This window comes from Enterobacter sp. V87_3 (assembly GCF_029967835.1).
GTDB lineage: Bacteria > Pseudomonadota > Gammaproteobacteria > Enterobacterales > Enterobacteriaceae > Enterobacter > Enterobacter cancerogenus.
In genome coordinates this window covers 1-23,521 of the sequence record NZ_JASCAM010000024.1, presented here as the reverse complement: position 1 = coordinate 23,521, position 23,521 = coordinate 1, and the positions used below count along the sequence as shown (strand labels likewise).

Below are 23,521 nucleotides of genomic sequence, written 5' to 3'. Positions count from 1 at the left end.
AGGAATTATTTTCCAATCATCTGAGTCGTGAGGAACCAGTATGCAGGCTTTGATTTTAGAACAGCAGGACGGTAAAACCCTTGCCTCGGTGCAAGCCATTGAAGAGGGCCGTCTGCCCGAAGGCGACGTCACCGTGGACATTGACTGGTCCAGCCTGAACTATAAGGATGCGCTGGCGATTACCGGCAAAGGTAAAATCATCCGAAATTTCCCGATGGTGCCAGGAATTGATTTTGCGGGCCATGTGCACACCAGCGAAGATCCGCGCTTCCACGCCGGGCAGCAGGTGCTGCTCACCGGCTGGGGCGTGGGTGAAAACCACTGGGGTGGCCTGGCTTCTCAGGCGCGCGTGAAGGGCGACTGGCTGGTACCGATGCCGGCGGGGTTAGATGGCCGTAAAGCGATGATCGTAGGGACAGCCGGCTTTACCGCTATGCTGTGCGTGATGGCGCTGGAAGACGCCGGGATCCGCCCGGAATCCGGCGAAATTGTCGTGACCGGCGCGAGCGGTGGCGTAGGCAGCACCGCCGTTGCCCTGCTGCACAGGCTGGGTTATCAGGTTGTGGCCGTCTCTGGCCGTGAGAGTACGCATGACTACCTGCGTCAACTGGGGGCGAGCCGCATCCTTGGCCGGGAAGAGTTTGCCGAAACCCGTCCGCTGGAAAAACAGCTTTGGGCAGGCGCAGTTGATACCGTAGGTGACAAAGTGCTCGCGAAAGTCCTGGCGCAGATGAACTACGGCGGCTGCGTGGCAGCCTGCGGCCTGGCGGGCGGTTTTGCCCTGCCAACCACCGTGATGCCGTTTATTCTGCGTAACGTGCGTCTGCAGGGGGTCGATTCTGTGATGACGCCTGCGGCCCGTCGCGCTGAAGCCTGGGAGCGTCTGGTGCGTGATCTGCCGGAGTCCTTCTTTACCCAAAGTGCCACCGAAATTTCTCTCAGCCAGGCACCTGACTATGCCAATAAGATCATGGACAACCAGTTCCATGGCCGCGCGCTGGTGAAAATAGCCTAATCTTCAAATTTTCGTGACATATTCGCGCTAACCGCTCTCCTCCGTCATGCTTACAAAAACGCATGACGGAGGATGCCATGAAAACCCGAAAGCTGACGGAAGCCGACGTAACGTCTGAATCTGTCTTTATGTTACAGCGCCGCCAGATCCTGAAAATGCTTGGCATCAGCGCGACCGCCTTAACGCTTACCCCTGCGGCCCACGCCGACCTGCTCGACTGGTTTAAGGGTAACGACCGCCCAAAAGCGCCCTCCGGTGCGCCCCTCACCTTTACGAAACCCGCACAATGGCAAAATAAACTGGCGCTGACGCCAGAAGATAAAGTCACGGGCTATAACAACTTCTATGAATTTGGCCTTGATAAGGCCGATCCTGCGGCCAACGCGGGCAGCATGAAAACCGATCCGTGGACGCTGAAAATTGACGGCGAGGTTGCTAAACCGCTGACGCTGGATCACCACGACCTCACCACCCGTTTTCCGCTGGAGGAGCGCATCTACCGGATGCGCTGCGTGGAGGCCTGGTCCATGGTGGTTCCATGGGTTGGCTTCCCGCTGCATAAGCTGCTGGCGATGGTTGAGCCCACCAGCAACGCGAAGTACGTCGCGTTCCAGACGCGCTATGCGCCAGACGAGATGCCGGGTCAAAAGGACCGCTTTATCGGCGGCGGGCTTGAATACCCCTATGTGGAAGGATTGCGCCTCGACGAAGCCATGCATCCGCTTACGCTGCTGACCGTGGGCGTTTACGGCAAAGCGCTGCCGCCGCAGAACGGGGCGCCCATTCGCCTGACCGTGCCGTGGAAGTACGGCTTTAAAGGGATTAAGTCCATTGTCAGCATCAAACTCACCCGCGAGCGCCCACCCACCACCTGGAACCTGGCGGCACCGGGCGAATACGGCTTTTTTGCGAACGTGAACCCGCATGTGGATCACCCGCGCTGGTCGCAGGCCACCGAACGGTTTATCGGGTCGGGCGGTGCGCTGGACGTTAAACGCCAGCCGACGCTACTGTTTAACGGCTACGCGGATGAGGTGGCGTCTCTGTACCGTGGGCTGAATTTACGGGAGAATTTCTAGTGCGCTTAACCGCAAAGCAGATCGTCTGGCTGAAGGTGCTGCTGCACCTGGCCGGTTTGCTTCCTTTTATCTGGCTGTTCTGGGCGGTGAATGCAGGCGCGTTCAGCGCCGACCCGGCGAAGGATATCCAGCACTTTACGGGTAGGATGGCTCTGAAATTTTTACTGGCGACCTTGCTGGTCTCACCGCTGGCGCGTTACGCTAAACAGCCATTATTGATACGCACCCGTCGTCTGTTAGGGCTATGGTGTTTTGCCTGGGCGACGATCCATCTCACCAGCTATGCGCTGCTTGAGCTGGGGATTAACAATTTGTCGCTACTGGGCCGCGAACTGGTGACGCGCCCCTACCTGACGCTGGGCATTGTGAGCTGGCTGATTTTGCTGGCGCTGACGCTCACCTCCACGCAGTATGCCCAGCGAAAACTGGGCCGACGGTGGCAGTATTTGCACAACGTCGTCTATCTGGTTGCGATCCTCGCCCCCATTCATTACCTGTGGTCGGTGAAAATTCTCTCGCCGCAGCCCATCCTCTATGCGCTCCTGGCGCTGGGCCTGCTGGCGTGGCGTTATAAGAAGTTCCGCCAGTGGTTGCGATAGTGCGCGAAACTGTGCGTTTTCCCGCAGAATACTTATCATCCGTGAATCTTTTTGGGTTTGCGGTTGATAATCTTCCCTGATAAGACCAGTATTTAGCTGCCAAATGCTACGAAATCGTTATAATGTGCGACTTTGGTTTTCCTGACAGGGGTTTTAGGCCTCTGAAAAGGTGACAATCGCGCATCGAAGGTATATTTTGTTTTTTACCCGAGATTCGCAGGAGATAGCGGCACAATGGCTGGTAAATTTCAAATCTTAGTCCTTAACGGACCGAACCTGAACATGCTCGGAACCCGTGAGCCAGAGAAGTATGGCACGCTAACATTGAGTGAAATTGTTAACCGTCTGGGTACGGAAGCAGCGTCATTAGATGTGGATTTGGATCATTTTCAGTCAAACGCGGAGTACGCAATCATCGACCGTATTCATCAGGCTAAAGACAATGTGGACTATATCCTGATCAATCCGGCCGCGTTTACGCACACCAGTGTTGCTATCCGCGACGCACTGCTTGCGGTGAGTATCCCGTTTATCGAGATCCACCTGAGTAACGTGCATGCCCGAGAACCGTTCCGCCACCATTCCTACCTGTCGGATATCGCCGCTGGTGTTATCTGTGGACTGGGTGCAGACGGTTATTCATACGCTTTACAGACAGCGGTAAAACGCCTGTCACAATCACACTAAACAAGAGTACGGAACCCACTCATGGATATTCGTAAGATTAAAAAACTGATCGAGCTGGTTGAAGAATCAGGCATCTCCGAACTGGAAATTTCTGAAGGCGAAGAGTCTGTACGCATCAGCCGTGCAGCCCCAGCCGCTAGCTTCCCGGTAATGCAGCAGGCTTATGCAACGCCGATGATGCAGCAGCAGCCTGCGCTTGCCGCAGCCGTTGCACCAGCAGCAGACGCTGCACCTGCCGCTGCCGCAGAAATCAGTGGTCACATCGTACGTTCCCCAATGGTTGGGACTTTCTACCGCACCCCGAGCCCGGACGCGAAAGCGTTCATCGAAGTGGGTCAGAAAGTCAATGCAGGCGATACCCTGTGCATCGTCGAAGCCATGAAAATGATGAACCAGATCGAAGCTGACAAGTCAGGTACTGTGAAAGCGATTCTGGTCGAAAGTGGTCAGCCGGTAGAATTTGACGAGCCGCTGGTCGTCATCGAGTAACGAGGCGAACATGCTGGATAAAATTGTTATCGCCAACCGTGGCGAGATTGCACTGCGTATTCTTCGTGCCTGTAAAGAACTGGGCATCAAGACCGTGGCCGTGCACTCAAGCGCGGATCGCGATTTAAAACACGTATTGCTGGCGGATGAGACGGTCTGTATTGGCCCGGCTCCGTCCGTAAAAAGCTATCTGAACATCCCGGCTATCATCAGCGCCGCTGAAATCACCGGCGCGGTGGCAATTCATCCGGGTTACGGCTTCCTCTCTGAGAACGCCAACTTTGCCGAGCAGGTTGAACGCTCTGGCTTTATCTTCATCGGCCCGAAAGCCGACACCATTCGCCTGATGGGCGACAAAGTGTCTGCGATCACCGCGATGAAGAAAGCCGGTGTTCCAACCGTACCAGGCTCCGACGGCCCTCTGGGCGACGATATGGATGTTAACCGTGCCCATGCGAAACGCATTGGCTACCCGGTGATCATCAAGGCGTCCGGCGGCGGCGGCGGTCGTGGTATGCGCGTTGTGCGCAGCGATGCAGAACTGGCCCAGTCCATTGCCATGACAAAAGCGGAAGCGAAAGCGGCTTTCAGCAATGACATGGTTTACATGGAAAAGTACCTGGAAAACCCACGCCACATCGAAATTCAGGTGTTGGCTGACGGTCAGGGTAACGCCATCTATCTGGCAGAACGCGACTGCTCCATGCAGCGTCGTCACCAGAAAGTGGTCGAAGAAGCACCAGCACCGGGCATTACTCCGGAACTGCGTCGCTACATCGGCGAGCGTTGCTCCAAGGCCTGTGTGGATATCGGCTATCGCGGCGCGGGTACTTTCGAGTTCCTGTTCGAAAACGGCGAGTTCTACTTCATTGAGATGAACACCCGTATTCAGGTTGAACACCCGGTTACCGAAATGATCACCGGCGTTGACCTGATCAAAGAGCAGCTGCGTATCGCTGCCGGCCAGCCTCTGTCCATCAAGCAGGATGAAGTTGTGGTCAAAGGCCATGCGGTAGAATGCCGTATCAACGCCGAAGACCCGAACACCTTCCTGCCAAGCCCGGGTAAAATCACGCGTTTCCACGCGCCGGGTGGCTTTGGTGTGCGCTGGGAGTCTCATATTTACGCCGGTTACACCGTACCGCCGTACTATGACTCAATGATCGGTAAACTCATCTGCTACGGCGAGAACCGTGACGTGGCGATTGCCCGCATGAAGAACGCCCTGCAGGAGCTGATCATCGACGGTATCAAAACCAACATTGATCTGCAGATGCGCATCATGAGCGACGAGCACTTCCAGAATGGTGGAACTAACATCCACTATCTGGAGAAGAAACTCGGTCTGAACGAGAAGTAAGTTTGCAGCAACGCGAAAAGGCCGGTTAATCCGGCCTTTTTTTATTTCTGGGGGGAGCTATGCCCCATCATGTACAATCCCCGCTTTCTTCATCCACAAGGGACAAAAAATGGACAAGCGTTTTGTTCAGGCCCATAAAGAAGCGCGCTGGGCGCTGTGGCTGACCCTTCTCTATCTCGCCGCTTGGTTAGTAACCGCTTACTTACCTGATTCAGCTATCGGCATTACCGGCCTGCCTCACTGGTTTGAGATGGCGTGTCTGCTGGTGCCGCTGGTCTTTATCCTGCTGTGCTGGGCAATGGTGAAATTCATTTATCGCGATATTCCGCTGGAGGACGATGATGCAGCCTGAAGTCATTCTGCCGCTTATCGCTTACCTGTTAGTGGTGTTTGGTTTGTCCGTTTATGCGATGCGTAAGAGGACCACCGGCACCTTCCTGAATGAGTATTTTCTCGGTAGCCGCTCGATGGGCGGCGTTGTGCTGGCCATGACGCTTACCGCCACCTATATCAGCGCCAGCTCGTTTATCGGTGGTCCCGGTGCCGCCTATAAATACGGGTTAGGCTGGGTGCTGCTGGCGATGATCCAGCTGCCTGCCGTCTGGCTCTCTTTGGGGATCCTTGGCAAAAAATTTGCCATTCTGGCTCGCCGCTATAACGCCGTGACGCTCAACGATATGCTGTTTGCGCGCTATCAGAGCCGTCTGCTGGTCTGGCTCGCAAGCCTGAGCCTGCTGGTCGCCTTTATTGGTGCGATGACGGTGCAGTTTATCGGCGGCGCGCGTTTGCTGGAGACGGCAGCGGGGATCCCCTATGAGACCGGCCTTATCATCTTCGGGGTGAGTATTGCGCTGTACACCGCCTTTGGCGGGTTCCGTGCCAGCGTGCTGAACGATACGATGCAGGGGATGGTGATGCTTATTGGCACTATCGTTCTGCTGGTGGGGATTGTGCATGCGGCAGGCGGCCTGAGCCATGCCGTGGAAACCCTGGAAGCGATCGACCCGAAACTGGTCTCGCCGCAGGGCGCGGACGATATCCTCTCCCCGACGTTTATGACCTCGTTCTGGGTGCTGGTGTGCTTTGGGGTGATTGGCCTGCCACATACCGCAGTGCGATGCATCTCTTATAAAGACAGCAAAGCGGTGCACAGAGGCATCATCATCGGCACCATCGTTGTGGCGATCCTGATGTTTGGTATGCACCTGGCAGGCGCGTTAGGCCGCGCGGTGATCCCGGACCTGACGGTCCCCGATTTAGTGATCCCAACGCTGATGGTCAAAGTGCTTCCGCCCTTTGCTGCCGGGATATTCCTCGCCGCACCTATGGCCGCCATTATGTCGACGATCAATGCTCAGCTCCTGCAAAGTTCCGCTACGATCATTAAAGACCTCTATCTGAACCTGCGCCCGGAGCAGGTCGAAAACGAGCGACGCCTGAAGCGGATGTCAGCCGTGATTACGCTGCTGTTAGGGGCGTTGTTGCTGCTGGCCGCCTGGCGTCCGCCGGAGATGATCATCTGGCTCAACCTGCTCGCGTTCGGTGGGCTTGAGGCGGTCTTCCTGTGGCCGCTGGTGCTGGGGCTTTACTGGGAGCGGGCCAATGCCGCAGGCGCGCTGAGCGCTATGATTGTCGGCGGCGTGCTGTACGCCGTTCTTGCGACGTTTAATATTCAGTATCTGGGCTTCCATCCGATTGTGCCTTCGTTACTGTTAAGCTTACTGGCGTTTGTGGTAGGGAACCGTTTTGGTCAACCCGTCCCACAGCCCGCTATGATTTCTACTGATAAATAAAGAGTTTTGCCATGCCGTGGATCCAACTGAAACTGAATACAACCGGCGCGAATGCCGAAGAGCTGAGCGATGCGCTGATGGAGGCCGGCTCGGTTTCCATCACCTTCCAGGACACGCATGATACGCCGGTTTTCGAGCCGCTTCCGGGTGAAACCCGCCTGTGGGGCGACACCGACGTTATCGGCCTGTTCGATGCCGAAACCGACATGAACGAGGTCGTCGCGATTCTGGAAAACCACCCGCTTCTGGGCGCAGGCTTTGTCCATAAGATCGAGCAGATCGAAGACAAAGACTGGGAACGCGAGTGGATGGATAACTTCCATCCAATGCAGTTCGGTAAACGCCTGTGGATCTGCCCGAGCTGGCGCGACGTTCCCGATGAAAACGCGGTGAACGTTATGCTCGATCCGGGTCTGGCATTTGGTACAGGCACGCACCCTACTACGTCGCTGTGCCTGCAGTGGCTGGACGGGCTGGATCTGGAAGGCAAGACCGTGATCGACTTTGGCTGCGGCTCGGGGATCCTCGCGATTGCCGCGCTGAAGCTGGGCGCTGCGAAAGCGATCGGGATCGACATCGATCCCCAGGCTATCCAGGCCAGCCGCGATAACGCTGAACGTAACGGCGTCTCCGATCGTCTGGAGCTGTACCTGCCAGACGCGCAGCCAGAAGCGATGAAAGCCGACGTCGTCGTCGCGAACATTCTGGCAGGCCCTTTGCGCGAGCTGGCACCGTTAATCAGCGTGCTGCCCGTTGAAGGCGGCCTGCTGGGCCTTTCCGGCATCCTCGCCAGCCAGGCCGACAGCGTCTGCGAAGCCTATGCCGATCTCTTTACGCTCGATCCGGTGGTTGAGAAAGAAGAGTGGTGCCGTATTACCGGCCGTAAAAAGTGATCTTTTGGCGTGGTCATCTGACCACGCCTTTCCTCTCTGATATTGCTCCCGCCTCCTGGTTTTCTCCGGTAAAATACCCTTACAGATCATGCGTTAATTAAATGATTTGAACAATAAAATTCACCGGAAGAATATTATGAAACACATCACTGGCAAGGCAGCGCTGCTGGCGCTGAGCATCATTTCCGCTTCAGCGTATGCATCACACTGGAGCTATGAAGGCGAAGGCGCTCCGGAGCACTGGGGCGAACTGGATGAGGCGTATAAAACCTGTCAAAGCGGTATGAATCAGTCCCCGATTAACATTGATTCCACACTTAAGGCCCACCTCACCCCGTTACAAACGCACTACACTGAGGGTCCCATCACGCTGACGAACAACGGGCACACCATTCAGGCTGGAGAAAAAGCGGACACGCGCGACAGCATTACCCTGGATAAACAGACCTGGTCTCTTCAGCAATTCCATTTCCATGCGCCGAGTGAAAACACGATCCATGGCAAAAACTATGCGATGGAAATGCACCTGGTGCACAAGAATGCTGAAGGCGAACTGGTCGTGGTTGCGGTAATGTTTGATAAGGGCGCACCGAACGCCGAGCTGGAAAAGCTGTGGAAAGTGATGCCTGAACATGCGGAGCAAAATGCGACCATTAATCAGAACCTTAATCTGAATAACCTTCTGCCGAAAGACAAAACCTACTGGCGTTTTAGCGGCTCGCTTACTACTCCTCCGTGTTCCGAAGGCGTTATCTGGGTTGTCCTTAAACATCCTTTGACGCTCTCTGCTGAACAACTGGAGAAATTCACCCATACCATGCACCACGATAATAACCGCTCGGTACAGTCACTCCATGGCCGTGTCGTCGTGGAGTAATGTGCATTTTTCGCACTAAGATCATGTTCTAAAATGCGACGCAGATCGCATTGAAGCGGGATAAACTGCTGCTAAAAACAGCAGATTATCCCGCTAAACCGATTCATTTATTCAGAAACGATGAGAAGTTACGGGAAATTGTAAGCGCCTATAAAATAAGCGTTAACACATAACTCAATGATTTAAATAGTGAATAAATCTCATCACCACGTCAGGCCGCTGATTCCTTGATCTACAACAGAGGATTGTTCAAAGTTTGGCCTTTCATCTCGTGCAAAAAATGCGTAATATACGCCGCCTTGCAGTCACAGTATGGTCATTTCTTAACTCATGCGCATCGGACACCACCAGCTCAGAAATCGCCTGATCGCAGCCCCTATGGCAGGTATTACCGACCGGCCGTTCAGGACGCTGTGCTACGAGATGGGAGCCGGATTAACCGTTTCCGAGATGATGTCGTCTAACCCGCAGGTTTGGGAAAGCGATAAGTCCCGTCTACGGATGGTGCACGTTGATGAGCCAGGTATTCGCACCGTGCAAATTGCCGGAAGCGTGCCTGAAGAGATGGCAGATGCCGCGCGTATTAACGTGGAAAGTGGTGCCCAGATTATTGATATCAATATGGGGTGCCCGGCCAAAAAGGTGAATCGCAAGCTTGCAGGCTCAGCCCTTCTGCAATACCCCGACCAGGTCAAAGCGATCCTGACGGCGGTTGTCAGCGCAGTGGACGTTCCTGTTACGTTAAAGATTCGCACGGGTTGGTCGCCGGAACACCGTAACTGTGTAGAGATTGCCCAACTGGCCGAAGATTGTGGCATTCAGGCTCTGACCATACACGGACGCACTCGCGCCTGCTTGTTCAATGGTTACGCTGAATACGACAGCATTCGGGCAGTTAAGCAGAAAGTTTCCATTCCGATTATCGCGAATGGTGACATTACTGACCCGCTTAAAGCCAGAGCTGTGCTCGACTATACGGGAGCTGATGCTCTGATGATAGGACGTGCAGCTCAGGGAAGACCCTGGATCTTTCGGGAAATCCAGCATTATCTGGACACTGGAGAGCTGCTTGCTCCACTGCCTCTGGCAGAGGTTAAGCGCTTGCTTTGTTCGCACGTTCGGGAATTGCATGACTTTTACGGCCAGGCAAAAGGGTACCGAATTGCGCGTAAACACGTTTCCTGGTATCTCCAGGAGCACGCTCCAAATGACCAGTTTCGGCGCACATTCAACGCCATAGAGGATGCCAGCGTACAGCTGGAGGCGTTGGAGGCATACTTCGAAAATTTTGCGTAATGAAATAAAGAGCTGACAGAACTATGTTCGAACAACGCGTAAATTCTGACGTACTGACCGTTTCTACCGTTAACTCTCAGGATCAGGTGACTCAAAAGCCCCTGCGTGACTCGGTTAAACAGGCACTGAAGAACTATTTTGCTCAACTGAACGGTCAGGATGTTAATGACCTGTATGAGCTGGTACTGGCTGAAGTTGAACAGCCACTGTTGGACATGGTGATGCAATACACCCGCGGTAACCAAACCCGCGCTGCCCTGATGATGGGTATCAACCGTGGTACCCTTCGTAAGAAGCTGAAAAAATACGGCATGAACTAATTTCGATTAGCGAAATGCTTGTTTAAAAAGGCGCTACTCGGCATGGGGAAGCGCCTTTTTTATCGCCTGTTTTGCTCGTCCGTCAACGCTTTGTAAACCTTCAGCTCTCCCACTTTTAAACGCCCGCATTTCGTGTATATTTCCACCACCTTACAGGCTCTTTTCGTCCGGAATGACACAATGATTCGTAAATACTGGTGGCTGGTTGTCTTTGCTGTCTCAGTTTTCCTTTTCGATGCCCTGCTGATGCAGTGGATTGAACTGTTAAGTACTGAAACCGATAAGTGCCGCAATATGAATTCCGTCAATCCACTGAAACTTGTGAACTGTTCCGAACTCGACTAACTGCCTGACGTCGTTCAAAAACCCTGTTATTACCTACTAAAAACAGGGCCTTAAATCCCTTTTAGTCATTATCTGACGATGATAATGTCTCAGCCCTTCTTAACTGCCCTTGTTAAATCTCTCATTACGAGTGAACAACCATGCTGGTTAGCCAATACAACCAAATCCTTGTCGTCATCTCCTTCGTCGTTGCTATCCTGGCCGCCTACACCGCGCTGAATATGGCTGCGCGCGTTGCCGGAAGTCAGGGCATGGCGTCCCGCGTCTGGCTGGCCGGTGGCGGCATTTCGATGGGTATCGGCATTTGGGCCATGCACTTTATTGGCATGCTGGCGATGGACCTCTCCATGAGCATGAGCTATAGCATCGCGCTGACGGTGCTCTCGATGATCATCGCCATCGGCTCGTCGCTCTTTGCCCTGTGGCTCGTCAGCTGCGATCGGCTTCGTTTACGCCGACTCCTCCCTGGCGCACTGGTCATGGGGACGGGTATCGTCGCCATGCATTACACCGGCATGGCGGCCCTGGAAGTCACGCCCGGCATCGTCTGGGATAAAGTATGGGTGGCGGTTTCCGTGGCGATCGCCCTCGCCGCCTCCCTGGTCGCCCTGTGGCTGACGTTTCGTTTGCGTCATGATGCCGCGCAGGTTGCGCTGATGAGGCTGGGCGCCGCCATCACCATGGGGGTCGCCATTGCCGGTATGCATTACGCGGGCATGAAGGCGGCGCAGTTCCCGACGTCAACCATGCTTCACCACCATGGCATTAACGGCAGCTGGCTGGCGGTACTGGTGAGCGTCATTGCGCTCTCCATTTTGGGCATCACCCTGCTGGTCTCGATACTCGATGCACGGCTTCAGGCACGCACGTCTCTGCTGGCCTCCTCCCTGGCGGAAGCCAACCGCGAGCTGGCCCAGCTGGCACTTCAGGATACGCTGACCCGCCTGCCAAACCGGCTCCTGCTTGAGGACCGTCTCGGCCAGGCCATCAGTAAAGCCGATCGGGAAGGCCGCCATTTCGCGCTCATGTTTATGGACCTCGACGGGTTTAAAACGGTGAATGATGCCTATGGTCATGACGTGGGCGATAAGCTGCTGGTGGCGGTCACACAGCGCCTGCTGCAGCCCCTGAAGGGACAGTACACGCTTGCCCGTATTGGCGGGGATGAGTTTGTGCTTCTCGCCGAGACTGACGGGCCAGACGATGCCGCCTCGTTGGCCAGCGCCCTGGTTCGTGCCATTGATAGCCCGTTTGCCCTGGAGCCTTACGAACTGGTGGTGACGCTCAGCATCGGCATTGCGCTCTATCCTCACGACGGTAAAACAGATCGCGAGCTGATGTTTAACGCCGATGCGGCGATGTATCACACCAAACATATGGGCCGAAATGGCTATCACTTCTTCCAGCCGTCGATGAACACCCTGGCGCAGACCCATTTGCAGCTGATGAACGACCTGTGGATGGCCGTGGATCGTGCCGAGCTGCGCCTGCTGTATCAGCCAAAATTCCACGCGCCCGCCGGGCCTGTTTTGGGTTTTGAGGCGCTGCTGCGCTGGCAACACCCCACGCAGGGGTTACTGACGCCGGACCTTTTCCTGCCTCTGGCGGAGAAAACAGGGCTGATCGTTCCGATTGGCAACTGGGTTATCGATGAAGCCTGCCGGCAGCTGCGCCAGTGGCATCTTCAGGGGCATAACGACTGGTCGATGGCGGTGAATCTGTCAACGCTGCAGTTCGAACAGCCTTCGCTGGTGCAGACGGTGCTCGACTGTCTGGCGCGCCATAACGTGCCGCCGGAGATGCTGATCCTTGAAGTGACGGAAACCACCGCGATGAGCGATCCCGATGAAAGCGTGCGAGTGCTGACGGAGCTTACTGACGCGGGCGTGAAGGCGTCGATTGACGATTTTGGTACTGGCTATTCCAGCCTGCTCTATCTCAAAAAGCTCCCGGCCTGCGAGTTGAAAATTGACCGCGCCTTTGTGAAGGAACTGAGTGGAGAGAGCGAAGACGCCACCATCGTCTCGGCCATTGTGGCGCTGGCAAAAACGCTGAATCTGAAAGTGGTGGCGGAAGGTGTTGAAACCGAAGCCCAGCAGGCATTTTTAACGCAACTCGGCTGCAATACGCTGCAGGGTTATCTCCTGGGGAAACCTGTTACCGCACAAGCCGTTGAAGCGCTTTGCCAGAGCGGGACGTTTTCACCTTCACATACCTCATCATGACGCCGTATCGTATGCCACTGACGGCACTCGCGTGATTTGCAGCGTCGTCAAAATATTATCCACCAGCGCGGGTGCCTGTTGATAAAGATTGAAACGGGTACTGTTCATTAACCAGTTTTTAATTATTCCGCTAAAGAAACCATGAAAAACGATCAGGACCAGATCAATATTTACCTGCGGAGAGATAAATTTTCTGGCGATACACTTTTCCAGCGTCGCGCGTAGATGCTCATCATTAAAGCCGATACGCCGTCTAATTTCACACTCTGAAATCATATCGTTATTAAATTCACATTTATGATACAGAATTTGTAACAGGGCGCACTGGCGTGGCTCCCGGGCAATATATTGCAGCGCCGCGATAAATTGTTCGCGAAGCATCCTTAAAGGGTCGTCATTTTCGGTGAACGGCAGGCGTTCGCGAATAATGTCGCGCAAGGGAAGCTGTTGTTCCCAGATAGCGTTGAATATTTCTGATTTACTGGAAAAATGCCAGTAGATCGCCCCGCGCGTCACCTGCGCGGCGTCCGCAATGTCGGTGAGGGTCGTGTTGGTGACGCCACGCGTGGCGAACTGTTCGATGGCAGCTTCAATCAGCTGTTGTCGGGTTTTCTGTGCATCTTCTTTCTTTTTTCGCGCCATAAATTGCTACTCATTGCTCTCAGGATGAATGCACTATGAAGAAAAGCGGGATTGTCGTGTAAACAAAAGTATTCCCTATAACGGGAAATAAGTTTGCACAAAAAAGGTCAATTGCATTTATTTATAATTATGGCAAATACATCATCACGATTAAATTCACGTAATTTATGAATGTAGTTTAACTACATCCTCCATTATCTAACTAAATTGCCAGAAGTTTATTCATAAAAGCACCTGGTCAGATTCCGATTTTTAACTCGCACGACCTGGCGTCGCACTTATAAATTAAAAAACATTATCTTTCCTCACTATTATACGCAGCTACATTTTTATTTTTTGCCCCCTACCCTGTTCACCGATTCACGACAAATATCGGTAAACGGGTATTTAAAGGAACCGTAATGACCAATCATTTCAGACTCTTACCTTTATCCGGTTTCATTGTCTGCGCCGCGCTGCTCGCCGGATGTGATGGGCAGGATAATGTACAGCAGCATGCGCAGCCGCCACAGGTTAGCGTTCACATCGTTAAAAGCGCCCCGCTGGCGGTCACCACAGAGTTACCGGGCAGAACGGATGCTTTTCGCGTTGCGGAGGTTCGTCCTCAGGTGAGTGGAATCATTCTGCGTCGTAATTTTACTGAAGGCAGTGATGTCAAAGCGGGCCAGTCTCTTTATCAAATCGACCCTGCCACCTACCAGGCGGCTTACGACAGCGCAAAAGGCGATCTGGTAAAAGCACAGGCGGCGGCGAATATTGCTCATCTGACCGTGAAGCGTTATGTCCCCCTGGTCGGTACGCAGTACGTCAGTAAGCAAGAGTACGATCAGGCCGTGGCAAACGCGCAACAGGCCGATGCCAGCGTCGTGGCAGCAAAAGCCGGTATGGAAAGCGCACGTATCAATCTTGCCTATACCAAAGTCACTTCTCCTATTGACGGTCGTATTGGTAAATCCAGCGTCACCGAAGGCGCGCTCGTCACGAACGGGCAGTCTACTGCGCTGGCGACGGTGCAACAGCTCGACCCGATTTATGTCGACGTTACCCAATCCAGCGGCGAATTTATGCGTCTGAAGCAGACGAGCCTGCAGAAAGGCGAAAATGCCAGCTCGGTTGAACTGATCATGGAAAATGGTCAACCCTATCCGCTGAAAGGCACGCTTCAGTTCTCCGATGTCACCGTCGATGAAAGCACCGGATCTATCACCCTGCGAGCGCTGTTCCCGAACCCACAGCACATACTTTTACCCGGCATGTTTGTGCGCGCCCGCATAGATGAAGGTACGCAACCGGATGCCATTCTGGTTCCGCAGCAGGGCGTCACCCGTACGCCACGCGGCGATGCAACCGTGCTGGTCGTGAACGACAAAAATCAGGTTGAAACACGTACGATCGTTGCGCCACAGGCCATTGGCGATCGCTGGCTGGTAACGAAAGGGCTGAAAAATGGGGAGCGCGTGATCGTTAGCGGCCTGCAGAAAGTCCGTCCTGGCGTCACCGTTGTGGCAACGCCTGATACCGCCGCTACTCCTGCCAGTTAAGGGAAGACTTCATGGCTAATTTCTTTATTCAGCGGCCAGTTTTCGCCTGGGTGCTCGCCATTATTTTGATGATTGCGGGCGGCCTCGCCATTTTAAAACTGCCCGTCGCACAATATCCAACCATTGCTCCCCCTGCGGTCGCCGTCACGGCGACGTACCCGGGTGCGGATGCGCAGACGGTTCAGGATACCGTCACCCAGGTTATCGAGCAGAACATGAACGGCATCGATAACCTGATGTACATGTCGTCCACCAGCGATTCCGCAGGTAATGTGACCATTACCCTGACGTTCCAGTCGGGGACCGACCCTGACATTGCTCAGGTTCAGGTTCAAAACAAACTTCAGCTGGCGATGCCGCTGCTCCCACAAGAAGTACAGCAGCAAGGGATCGGCGTAGAAAAATCCAGCAGTAGCTTCCTGCTGGTGGCGGGATTTGTTTCTGATAATAAAAGTCTGAGCCAGGATGACATCTCTGACTATGTCGCCTCGAACGTGAAAGATGCGATTAGCCGGACCTCAGGGGTTGGCGATGTTCAGCTGTTTGGTGCGCAGTACGCGATGCGTATCTGGCTCGACAGTAACGCCATGAACAAATACCAGCTTACCCCTCTGGATGTGATTAACCAGTTAAAGACGCAGAACAACCAGATTGCAGCGGGTCAGTTAGGCGGTACACCGTCTATACCCGGACAGCAGTTAAACGCCTCAATTATTGCTCAAACGCGTTTGAAATCGCCGGAAGAGTTTGGTCGGGTCACGCTGAAGGTCAACCCGGATGGCTCAATGGTGCATCTGAAGGATGTTGCCCGAATTGAGTTGGGCGGCGAAAACTACAACATGGTCACCAAGATAAATGGCCAGGCGGCAACCGGCCTTGGGATCAAACTGGCTACCGGTGCAAACGCGCTGGATACAGCTGCCGCCATTAAGAGCAAGCTGGCGCAGCTGCAACCCTTCTTTCCACAGGGCCTGAGAGTCGTTTATCCGTACGACACCACACCTTTCGTGAAGATCTCTATTCACGAAGTGGTGAAAACGCTGTTTGAAGCGATCATTCTCGTTTTCCTGGTGATGTATCTGTTCCTGCAAAATCTGCGGGCAACGCTGATCCCGACAATTGCCGTGCCGGTCGTGCTGCTTGGCACCTTCGCCATCCTGGCGGCGTTTGGTTTCTCCATAAACACCCTGACGATGTTTGGGATGGTGCTGGCGATAGGCTTGCTGGTGGATGATGCCATCGTGGTCGTCGAGAACGTCGAGCGCGTCATGGTTGAAGACAAACTGCCGCCCAAAGAGGCGACGCAGAAGTCGATGGAACAGATCCAGGGCGCCCTGGTCGGCATCGCCATGGTTCTTTCGGCGGTCTTTATTCCGATGGCCTTCTTTGGCGGCTCGACCGGCGCCATCTACCGCCAGTTCTCACTGACTATCGTCTCTGCCATGGCGCTCTCGGTGCTGGTTGCGCTGATTTTAACGCCTGCGCTGTGCGCCACACTGCTTAAACCCGTTTCCGGCGATCACCACGAGAAGAAAGGGGGGTTCTTTGGCTGGTTTAACGCGCTGTTTGACAGAAGCGTGGATCATTACAGTAACAGCGTGAGCGGGATCTTACGCAAAACCGGGCGTTATCTGCTGGTCTATCTCATTATCGTCGGCGGCATGGCGGTGCTGTTCCTGCGCCTGCCGACCTCCTTCCTGCCCGAAGAGGATCAGGGGGTGTTCATGACGATGGTGCAGCTGCCAGCCGGTGCTACGCAGATGCGCACCCAGAAGGTGTTGGATCAGGTTCAGGATTACTATCTGACGAAAGAGAAAGCGAACGTTGAATCTGTCTTCACGGTAAACGGGTTCAGCTTTAGCGGCCAGGGCCAAAACTCAGGCATCGCGTTTGTCAGTCTCAAGCCCTGGGAAGAACGTCCGGGTAAGGAAAATGGCGTAGGTGCAATTGTGAGCCGCGCAACGAAAGCCTTCAGCCAAATCAAAGATGGCCTGGTCTTCCCGTTCAACCTACCCGCTATTATTGAGCTGGGTACCGCGACTGGCTTCGACTTTGAGTTGATAGATCAGGCAAACCTGGGACATACGCAACTTACGCAGGCACGTAATCAGCTGCTTGGTATGGTAAGAGAGCATCCTGACCTGCTGGTTCGCGTGCGTCCTAACGGCCTGGAAGATACGCCTCAGTTCAAGCTGGATGTCGATCAGGAGAAAGCCCAGGCCTTAGGCGTAAGCGTTTCTGATGTAAACCAGACCGTCTCAACGGCGTTGGGTGGCACCTATGTAAACGACTTTATCGACCATGGACGCGTGAAAAAAGTGTACGTTCAGGCCGATGCCCGTTTCCGTATGTTGCCTGGCGATATTAACAGCCTGTATGTCCGTAGCGCGAACGGTGAAATGGTCCCCTTCTCGGCCTTTAGCAGCTCGCACTGGGTGTACGGTTCGCCACGTCTGGAGCGCTTCAATGGGATGCCGTCAATGGAGATCCTTGGTGAGTCCGCACCGGGAAAAAGTACCGGTGAAGCAATGGCGTTAATGGAAAGCCTGGCCTCAAAACTGCCTGCTGGCATCGGCTATGACTGGACGGGGATGTCTTACCAGGAACGACTTTCCGGTAACCAGGCACCGGCGTTGTACGCCATTTCACTGATTGTGGTGTTCTTATGCCTGGCCGCTCTTTATGAAAGCTGGTCTATTCCGTTCTCAGTCATGCTGGTTGTACCGTTGGGCGTCATCGGTGCGCTTCTTGCCGCATCGCTGCGCGGGCTGAACAACGATGTTTACTTCCAGGTGGGCCTGCTCACAACCATCGGTTTGGCAGCCAAGAACGCCATTTTGATCGTTGAATTTGCTAAAGATCTCATGGATAAAGAGGGTAAAGGCATTATCGAAGCGACGCTTGAGGCCTCGCGAATGCGCTTGCGCCCTATCCTGATGACGTCTCTGGCATTTATTCTCGGCGTCATGCCGCTGGTCATTAGCAGTGGTGCAGGCAGCGGTGCGCAAAACGCCGTCGGCACGGGCGTAATGGGAGGGATGCTTTCAGCGACCCTGCTGGCCATCTTCTTCGTGCCCGTCTTCTTTGTGGTGGTGCGGCGACGTTTCACGAAACATAAAGATTAATGAATGACTGAAAAGGCACCTCTGGTGCCTTTTTTAATTCCCGCGAAAATAACGTTCCATGTGCTCCACACTTTCTCCATTAATTACTTTTAACGTCCGTTTTTCTCCATGATTTTTACAAACCACATAATTTGAGATTATTCCCCATGCGGGATGGGCTTATAGCAGTGGTAAAATAGGCGCTAATTCGTTAATTGCCGCTCTGGCTTTAAAGCGAATGTGAGAAAACACTGAGGTAACATCATGAAAAGATTCATTTCCGTTGCACTTCTCGCTGCGCTGCTTGCCGGTTGCGCACACGATTCTCCATGTGTACCGGTATACGACGATCAGGGCCGACTGGTTCATACCAATACCTGCATGAAAGGCACCACTCAGGATAACTGGGAAACCGCAGGGGCCATTGCCGGTGGCGCTGCCGCTATCGCAGGTCTGACGCTGGGCATCGTCGCCCTGACCAAATAAAAACGTCTTTGAAAGCGCGGCTCTGTCCGCGCTTTTGCTTCCCCCTCCCTGGACGTAAAAGATTAATGTTAAATTCAGGAAAAACCGTCATTCAAAAACCCGTCACATCTTTTTTTGTATCGTCTATTTAATTTCATCTTCCTTCGTGATTATTTTCACATATTAATTACATTCAATACCCTGCCAATATTCACGTCAGAAACTATCTTTCGTTTAAACATGCGCTTAAATAAACTTTTGCTCCAATTTGTGGCGCAGGTTGGAATTTCGCACCATTCCAGAGCATTCGATTTATTTAACCCTGTCTACACTCAGCATTGTGCGCCCTGTTCTCGTTTATTTTATCGGGCGTAAACCTGGCATTACGTTTGCTTTATAAACGTCGGCCACATCCACAGACAGGTCAAAGCGTTTCAAAACGCCTTTATAACGATAATTTCGCCACACAGGATGCATTATGAAAAAGACGATGATAGCCAGCCTGGCCGCAGCGGGCGTGTTGTTTGCTGTTGCCAGCCAGGCCCATGCGGGCACGACGCTGGATGCCGTTAAAAAGAAAGGTTTTGTACAATGTGGGATCAGCGACGGTTTGCCTGGCTTCTCTTATGCCGATGCAAACGGCAAATTTACCGGCATCGACGTTGATGTCTGCCGTGGCGTTGCCGCTGCGGTTTTCGGTGATGACAGCAAAGTGAAATATACCCCGCTTACGGCAAAAGAACGTTTCACGGCGTTGCAGTCAGGCGAAGTGGATATGCTGTCGCGTAATACCACCTGGACATCTTCACGTGATGCCGGTATGGGCATGTCATTCACCGGCGTAACCTATTACGACGGTATCGGGTTCCTCACCCACAATAAAGCTGGCCTGAAAAGTGCCAAAGAGCTGGACGGCGCAACTGTGTGTATTCAGGCGGGAACGGATACTGAGCTTAACGTCGCAGATTACTTCAAAGCAAATAGCATGAAGTACACCCCGGTCACCTTTGACCGCTCAGATGAGTCAGCGAAAGCGCTGGAATCAGGACGTTGCGATACGCTGGCGTCGGACCAGTCGCAGCTGTATGCCCTGCGAATTAAGCTGAGTAATCCGGCTGAATGGATTGTCCTTCCTGAGGTTATTTCTAAAGAACCTCTCGGCCCCGTCGTTCGCCGTGGTGATGAAGACTGGTTCTCCATCGTGCGCTGGACGCTGTTCGCCATGTTGAATGCAGAGGAGATGGGCATCACCTCGAAAAACGTCGATGAGAAAGCTGCAAATCCATCGACACCGGATATGTCACACCTGCTGGGCAAAGAGGGCGATTTCGGCAAAGACCTGAAGCTTGATAACAAATGGGCTTACCACATCGTTAAACAGGTCGGGAATTATGGCGAAATTTTTGAGCGCAACGTGGGTTCTGAAAGTCCGCTGAAGATAAAACGCGGCCAGAACAATCTCTGGAACAACGGCGGCATTCAGTACGCCCCACCTGTACGTTAAGCATCGGCTGTAACGGGCACTGCGCACGCGGTGCCCACTCCGGAGACATGGTTACCGAGGTTTGTTTATGCCCCATCGCCGCTCTGCCATAAAAGGATCGCTATCCTTTTCTCATCCCGCGGTCCGCGCCTGGCTATTCCAGATTATTGCTGTTATCGCGGTTATCGTCATTGCCGCTTATTTGATTCATAACACCGTGACCAATCTGAATAATCGCGGTATTACATCCGGCTTTGCATTCCTGGATCGCAGCGCGGGTTTTGGAATTGTTCAGCATCTTATCGATTACCAGGAAGGTGATACCTACGGGCGCGTGTTTGTGGTTGGTCTGCTGAATACGCTACTGATCTCGGCTCTGTGCATCGTTTTCGCGTCGCTGCTTGGGTTCTTCATTGGCCTGGCGCGGCTTTCCGATAACTGGCTGTTGAGGAAACTGTCGACCTTTTACATCGAGACGTTCCGCAATATCCCGCCCTTGTTGCAGATCTTTTTCTGGTATTTCGCTGTCCTGCGCAACCTCCCGGGGCCGCGCCAGGCCATAGACGCTTTCGACCTGCTTTTTCTCAGCAACCGGGGGCTCTACATCCCTTCCCCTCAGGTTGCTGAGGGGATACACGCCTTTGTTATCGCTATTGCACTTGCGCTTGTCATCTCTGGCGGGCTGTTTCGCTATAACCGGAAACACCAGGTTAAAACCGGACAACTTCGTAAGACATGGCCGTTCGCGCTAGCGTTGATTGTTGTCCTGCCATGGGCTGCCCGGAGTCTGTTTGGCGCCGCGCTGCACTGGGATGTTCCCCACCTGCGCGGGTTTAATTTCCAGGGTGGCATGGTTTTAATCCCGGAGCTGGCCGCCCTGACGCTGGCACTGTCTATTTATACCTCAGCGTTTATTGCTGAGATCATTCGCGCAGGGCTCCAGGCCGTACCCTATGGACAACACGAGGCCGCACGCTCTCTGGGCTTGCCAAATACGGTGACGCTGCGCCAGGTCATTATTCCTCAGGCTCTACGGGTCATCATTCCGCCACTGACCAGTCAGTATCTGAATATTGTGAAAAACTCGTCGCTAGCTGCCGCGATTGGCTATCCGGATATGGTGTCGCTGTTCGCCGGAACCGTGCTTAATCAGACCGGCCAGGCGATTGAAACCATCGCCATCACCATGTCCGTCTACCTGATCATCAGCCTGGTCATCTCGTTGCTGATGAACCTCTACAACCGCCGCATCGCGCTGGTTGAGCGCTAAGGAACGATGATGAGTAAAGCAATATTGTCTCACTCTTCGCGCCCATCCCTCTCTCCGGGCGGGCGCTATGTAACCTGGGCACGTAAGAATCTGTTTTCCAGCTGGGGTAACTCGCTTCTGACAGTGGTTTGCCTGTGGCTGATGTGGGAACTACTTCCTCCGCTGCTGAACTGGGCCTTATTACAGGCAAACTGGACGGGGACGACTCGCGAAGACTGTACTAAAGCGGGGGCATGCTGGGTGTTTATTCACCAGCGATTTGGCCAGTTCATGTATGGGTTATACCCTCATGAACAGCGCTGGCGGATCAATCTGGCGCTGGCGATCGGGTTGTTCTCCATCGCCGTTATGTTCTGGAAAAAAGTGCCTCACCGTGGACGCTATATCGCCTGCTGGGCGGTTGTGTATCCCGTTGTCGTATGGGTGCTGCTGTACGGTGGTTTTCTGGGGCTGGAACGCGTCGAAACCCGCCAGTGGGGCGGCCTGACGCTGACGTTGATCATTGCTTCCGTTGGGATTGCCGGCGCGTTGCCGTGGGGGATTTTGCTCGCACTGGGACGGCGCTCCACCATGCCGGTGGTACGCGTGCTCTCCGTTATTTTTATTGAATTCTGGCGCGGCGTGCCGCTCATCACCGTTCTGTTTATGTCATCGGTCATGCTGCCGCTGTTTATGGCGGAGGGCACCACCATAGACAAGCTGATCCGTGCCCTGGTCGGGGTCATTCTCTTCCAGTCCGCCTATGTGGCTGAAGTGGTTCGTGGCGGACTTCAGGCGCTGCCTAAAGGACAGTACGAAGCCGCAGAATCCCTGGCGCTGGGTTACTGGAAAACGCAGGGGCTGGTGATCCTCCCCCAGGCGCTCAAGCTGGTTATTCCCGGGCTGGTCAACACGATCATCGCGCTTTTTAAAGATACCAGCCTGGTGATCATCATCGGGTTGTTCGATCTCTTTAGCAGCGTGCAGCAAGCCACCGTTGATCCCGCCTGGCTCGGGATGTCCACGGAAGGGTATGTCTTTGCCGCGCTGATCTACTGGATCTTCTGTTTTAGCATGTCGCGCTATAGCCAACACCTGGAAAAGCGCTTTAACACCGGGCGTACACCGCACTGAGGAAATGATGAGCCAAATAACAATGACCCCCGCCGACGCGATGATTACGCTGGAAAACGTCAATAAATGGTACGGGCAGTTTCACGTGTTAAAAGACATTAATCTGAAGGTAAAACAGGGGGAAAGGATTGTCCTGTGCGGTCCTTCTGGATCGGGAAAATCAACGACAATTCGTTGTATTAACCATCTTGAAGAGCATCAGCAGGGGCGGATTGTGGTGGATGGTATTGAGCTGAATGAAGATATCCGCAATATCGAACGCGTTCGCCAGGAAGTGGGGATGGTGTTTCAGCACTTTAATCTGTTCCCGCACCTGACCGTTTTGCAGAACTGCACGCTGGCACCCATTTGGGTTCAAAAGATGCCGAAAAAAGAGGCTGAAGCGCTGGCGATGCACTACCTGGAACGCGTGCGCATTGCAGAACATGCTCATAAATTCCCGGGACAGATCTCCGGTGGTCAGCAGCAACGCGTCGCTATCGCGCGGTCGCTGTGCATGAAACCGAAAATCATGCTGTTTGATGAGCCAACGTCCGCTCTCGATCCGGAAATGGTCAAAGAGGTGCTGGATACCATGATCGGGCTGGCGCAATCGGGGATGACCATGCTGTGCGTGACGCATGAGATGGGATTTGCGAGAACCGTAGCTGACAGGGTGATCTTTATGGATCGCGGTGAAATTGTTGAGCAGGCTCCGCCAGATGAGTTCTTTGATCATCCTAAGTCAGAGCGTACACGGGCGTTTTTATCTCAGGTGATCCATTAAGCGTTTTGTGCCCGGAAGCGCTACGCTTACCGGGCCTGCAGATTCATACGGCCCAAAACGCAAAAAGGCCATCCTTTCGGATGGCCTCTTCACTTATTTGATGTCTGGCAGTTCCCTACTCTCACATGGGGAGACCCCACACTACCATCGGCGCTACGG

General features: G+C 53.8%; 22 protein-coding genes. 21 read left to right on the top strand and 1 reads right to left on the bottom strand.

Annotation, left to right across the window (positions count from 1 at the left end):
* The first annotated feature begins 40 nt into the window (after positions 1-40).
* The 14 genes from QLG21_RS12755 to QLG21_RS12690 all read left to right on the top strand — a co-directional run bounded on the left by QLG21_RS12755 (position 41) and on the right by QLG21_RS12690 (position 12,978).
* Positions 41-1,015: an MDR family oxidoreductase gene (locus QLG21_RS12755; protein WP_102890114.1), complete on the top strand. Its 975-nt coding sequence runs from the start codon at positions 41-43 to the stop codon at positions 1,013-1,015.
* A gap of 77 nt (positions 1,016-1,092) precedes the next feature.
* Positions 1,093-2,094 carry a protein-methionine-sulfoxide reductase catalytic subunit MsrP gene (gene msrP / locus QLG21_RS12750; protein ID WP_042322160.1) on the top strand — a complete coding sequence of 334 codons (1,002 nt, stop codon included), beginning with the start codon at positions 1,093-1,095 and terminating at the stop codon, positions 2,092-2,094.
* Positions 2,094-2,693 carry a protein-methionine-sulfoxide reductase heme-binding subunit MsrQ gene (gene msrQ, locus QLG21_RS12745; protein WP_006178856.1) on the top strand — a complete coding sequence of 200 codons (600 nt, stop codon included), beginning with the start codon at positions 2,094-2,096 and terminating at the stop codon, positions 2,691-2,693. Before msrP ends, msrQ begins: the two co-directional genes overlap by 1 nt.
* A 234-nt stretch (positions 2,694-2,927) precedes the next feature.
* The gene (aroQ, locus tag QLG21_RS12740) at positions 2,928-3,380 is read left to right on the top strand and encodes a type II 3-dehydroquinate dehydratase (protein WP_006178857.1); all 453 of its coding nucleotides are present in this window, start codon (positions 2,928-2,930) and stop codon (positions 3,378-3,380) included.
* Between the two features lie 21 nt (positions 3,381-3,401).
* Positions 3,402-3,869: an acetyl-CoA carboxylase biotin carboxyl carrier protein gene (accB, locus tag QLG21_RS12735; RefSeq protein WP_137903538.1), complete on the top strand. Its 468-nt coding sequence runs from the start codon at positions 3,402-3,404 to the stop codon at positions 3,867-3,869.
* Positions 3,870-3,879: 10 nt separating this feature from the next.
* Positions 3,880-5,229, top strand: a complete 1,350-nt coding sequence (accC, locus tag QLG21_RS12730; RefSeq protein WP_282484549.1) for an acetyl-CoA carboxylase biotin carboxylase subunit — start codon at positions 3,880-3,882, stop codon at positions 5,227-5,229.
* A 109-nt stretch (positions 5,230-5,338) separates the two neighbouring features.
* The gene (locus QLG21_RS12725; protein WP_006178860.1) at positions 5,339-5,581 is read left to right on the top strand and encodes a YhdT family protein; all 243 of its coding nucleotides are present in this window, start codon (positions 5,339-5,341) and stop codon (positions 5,579-5,581) included.
* On the top strand, positions 5,571-7,022 hold the full coding sequence (gene panF, locus QLG21_RS12720; RefSeq protein WP_046885748.1) for a sodium/pantothenate symporter: 1,452 nt from the start codon (positions 5,571-5,573) through the stop codon (positions 7,020-7,022). The genes QLG21_RS12725 and panF overlap by 11 nt, the downstream gene beginning before the upstream one ends.
* Positions 7,023-7,033: 11 nt before the next feature.
* Complete coding sequence (gene prmA, locus QLG21_RS12715) at positions 7,034-7,915, top strand: 50S ribosomal protein L11 methyltransferase (RefSeq protein ID WP_006178862.1); 882 nt, start codon at positions 7,034-7,036, stop codon at positions 7,913-7,915.
* A 136-nt stretch (positions 7,916-8,051) separates the two neighbouring features.
* A complete protein-coding gene (locus QLG21_RS12710; RefSeq protein ID WP_088208420.1) occupies positions 8,052-8,792 on the top strand; it encodes a carbonic anhydrase family protein in 741 nt (246 codons plus the stop codon).
* A gap of 330 nt (positions 8,793-9,122) precedes the next feature.
* Positions 9,123-10,088 carry a tRNA dihydrouridine synthase DusB gene (dusB, locus tag QLG21_RS12705; protein ID WP_006178865.1) on the top strand — a complete coding sequence of 322 codons (966 nt, stop codon included), beginning with the start codon at positions 9,123-9,125 and terminating at the stop codon, positions 10,086-10,088.
* A 23-nt stretch (positions 10,089-10,111) separates the two neighbouring features.
* On the top strand, positions 10,112-10,408 hold the full coding sequence (fis, locus tag QLG21_RS12700) for a DNA-binding transcriptional regulator Fis (RefSeq protein WP_000462905.1): 297 nt from the start codon (positions 10,112-10,114) through the stop codon (positions 10,406-10,408).
* Positions 10,409-10,588: 180 nt separating this feature from the next.
* Positions 10,589-10,753 (top strand): DUF2556 family protein, encoded by a 165-nt coding sequence (locus tag QLG21_RS12695; RefSeq protein WP_006178888.1) that lies wholly within the window; start codon positions 10,589-10,591, stop codon positions 10,751-10,753.
* 140 nt (positions 10,754-10,893) lie between these two features.
* Positions 10,894-12,978, top strand: coding sequence for a bifunctional diguanylate cyclase/phosphodiesterase (locus QLG21_RS12690; RefSeq protein WP_137903539.1), 2,085 nt, complete (start codon positions 10,894-10,896; stop codon positions 12,976-12,978).
* Here QLG21_RS12690 and envR read toward each other — a convergent pair.
* Positions 12,973-13,620, bottom strand: a complete 648-nt coding sequence (gene envR, locus QLG21_RS12685; protein WP_137903540.1) for an acrEF/envCD operon transcriptional regulator — start codon at positions 13,618-13,620, stop codon at positions 12,973-12,975. The genes QLG21_RS12690 and envR overlap by 6 nt on opposite strands.
* Before the next feature lie 401 nt (positions 13,621-14,021).
* On the opposite strand from envR, the gene QLG21_RS12680 reads away from it, so the two are divergent.
* The 7 genes from QLG21_RS12680 to QLG21_RS12650 all read left to right on the top strand — a co-directional run bounded on the left by QLG21_RS12680 (position 14,022) and on the right by QLG21_RS12650 (position 23,362).
* Entirely contained in the window at positions 14,022-15,161 is a 1,140-nt protein-coding gene (locus tag QLG21_RS12680; protein ID WP_282484548.1) for an efflux RND transporter periplasmic adaptor subunit, read from the top strand.
* Positions 15,162-15,172: 11 nt separating this feature from the next.
* On the top strand, positions 15,173-18,286 hold the full coding sequence (locus QLG21_RS12675; RefSeq protein WP_006178892.1) for an efflux RND transporter permease subunit: 3,114 nt from the start codon (positions 15,173-15,175) through the stop codon (positions 18,284-18,286).
* A gap of 243 nt (positions 18,287-18,529) precedes the next feature.
* Positions 18,530-18,751 carry a lipoprotein gene (locus QLG21_RS12670; protein WP_006178893.1) on the top strand — a complete coding sequence of 74 codons (222 nt, stop codon included), beginning with the start codon at positions 18,530-18,532 and terminating at the stop codon, positions 18,749-18,751.
* A gap of 457 nt (positions 18,752-19,208) precedes the next feature.
* Complete coding sequence (locus tag QLG21_RS12665; protein ID WP_006178894.1) at positions 19,209-20,234, top strand: amino acid ABC transporter substrate-binding protein; 1,026 nt, start codon at positions 19,209-19,211, stop codon at positions 20,232-20,234.
* Positions 20,235-20,301: 67 nt separating this feature from the next.
* Positions 20,302-21,483 (top strand): amino acid ABC transporter permease, encoded by a 1,182-nt coding sequence (locus tag QLG21_RS12660; RefSeq protein ID WP_282484547.1) that lies wholly within the window; start codon positions 20,302-20,304, stop codon positions 21,481-21,483.
* A 9-nt stretch (positions 21,484-21,492) separates the two neighbouring features.
* Entirely contained in the window at positions 21,493-22,596 is a 1,104-nt protein-coding gene (locus QLG21_RS12655; RefSeq protein ID WP_282484546.1) for an amino acid ABC transporter permease, read from the top strand.
* A 7-nt stretch (positions 22,597-22,603) separates the two neighbouring features.
* Positions 22,604-23,362, top strand: coding sequence for an amino acid ABC transporter ATP-binding protein (locus QLG21_RS12650; protein ID WP_282484545.1), 759 nt, complete (start codon positions 22,604-22,606; stop codon positions 23,360-23,362).
* Positions 23,363-23,521 lie beyond the last annotated feature (159 nt).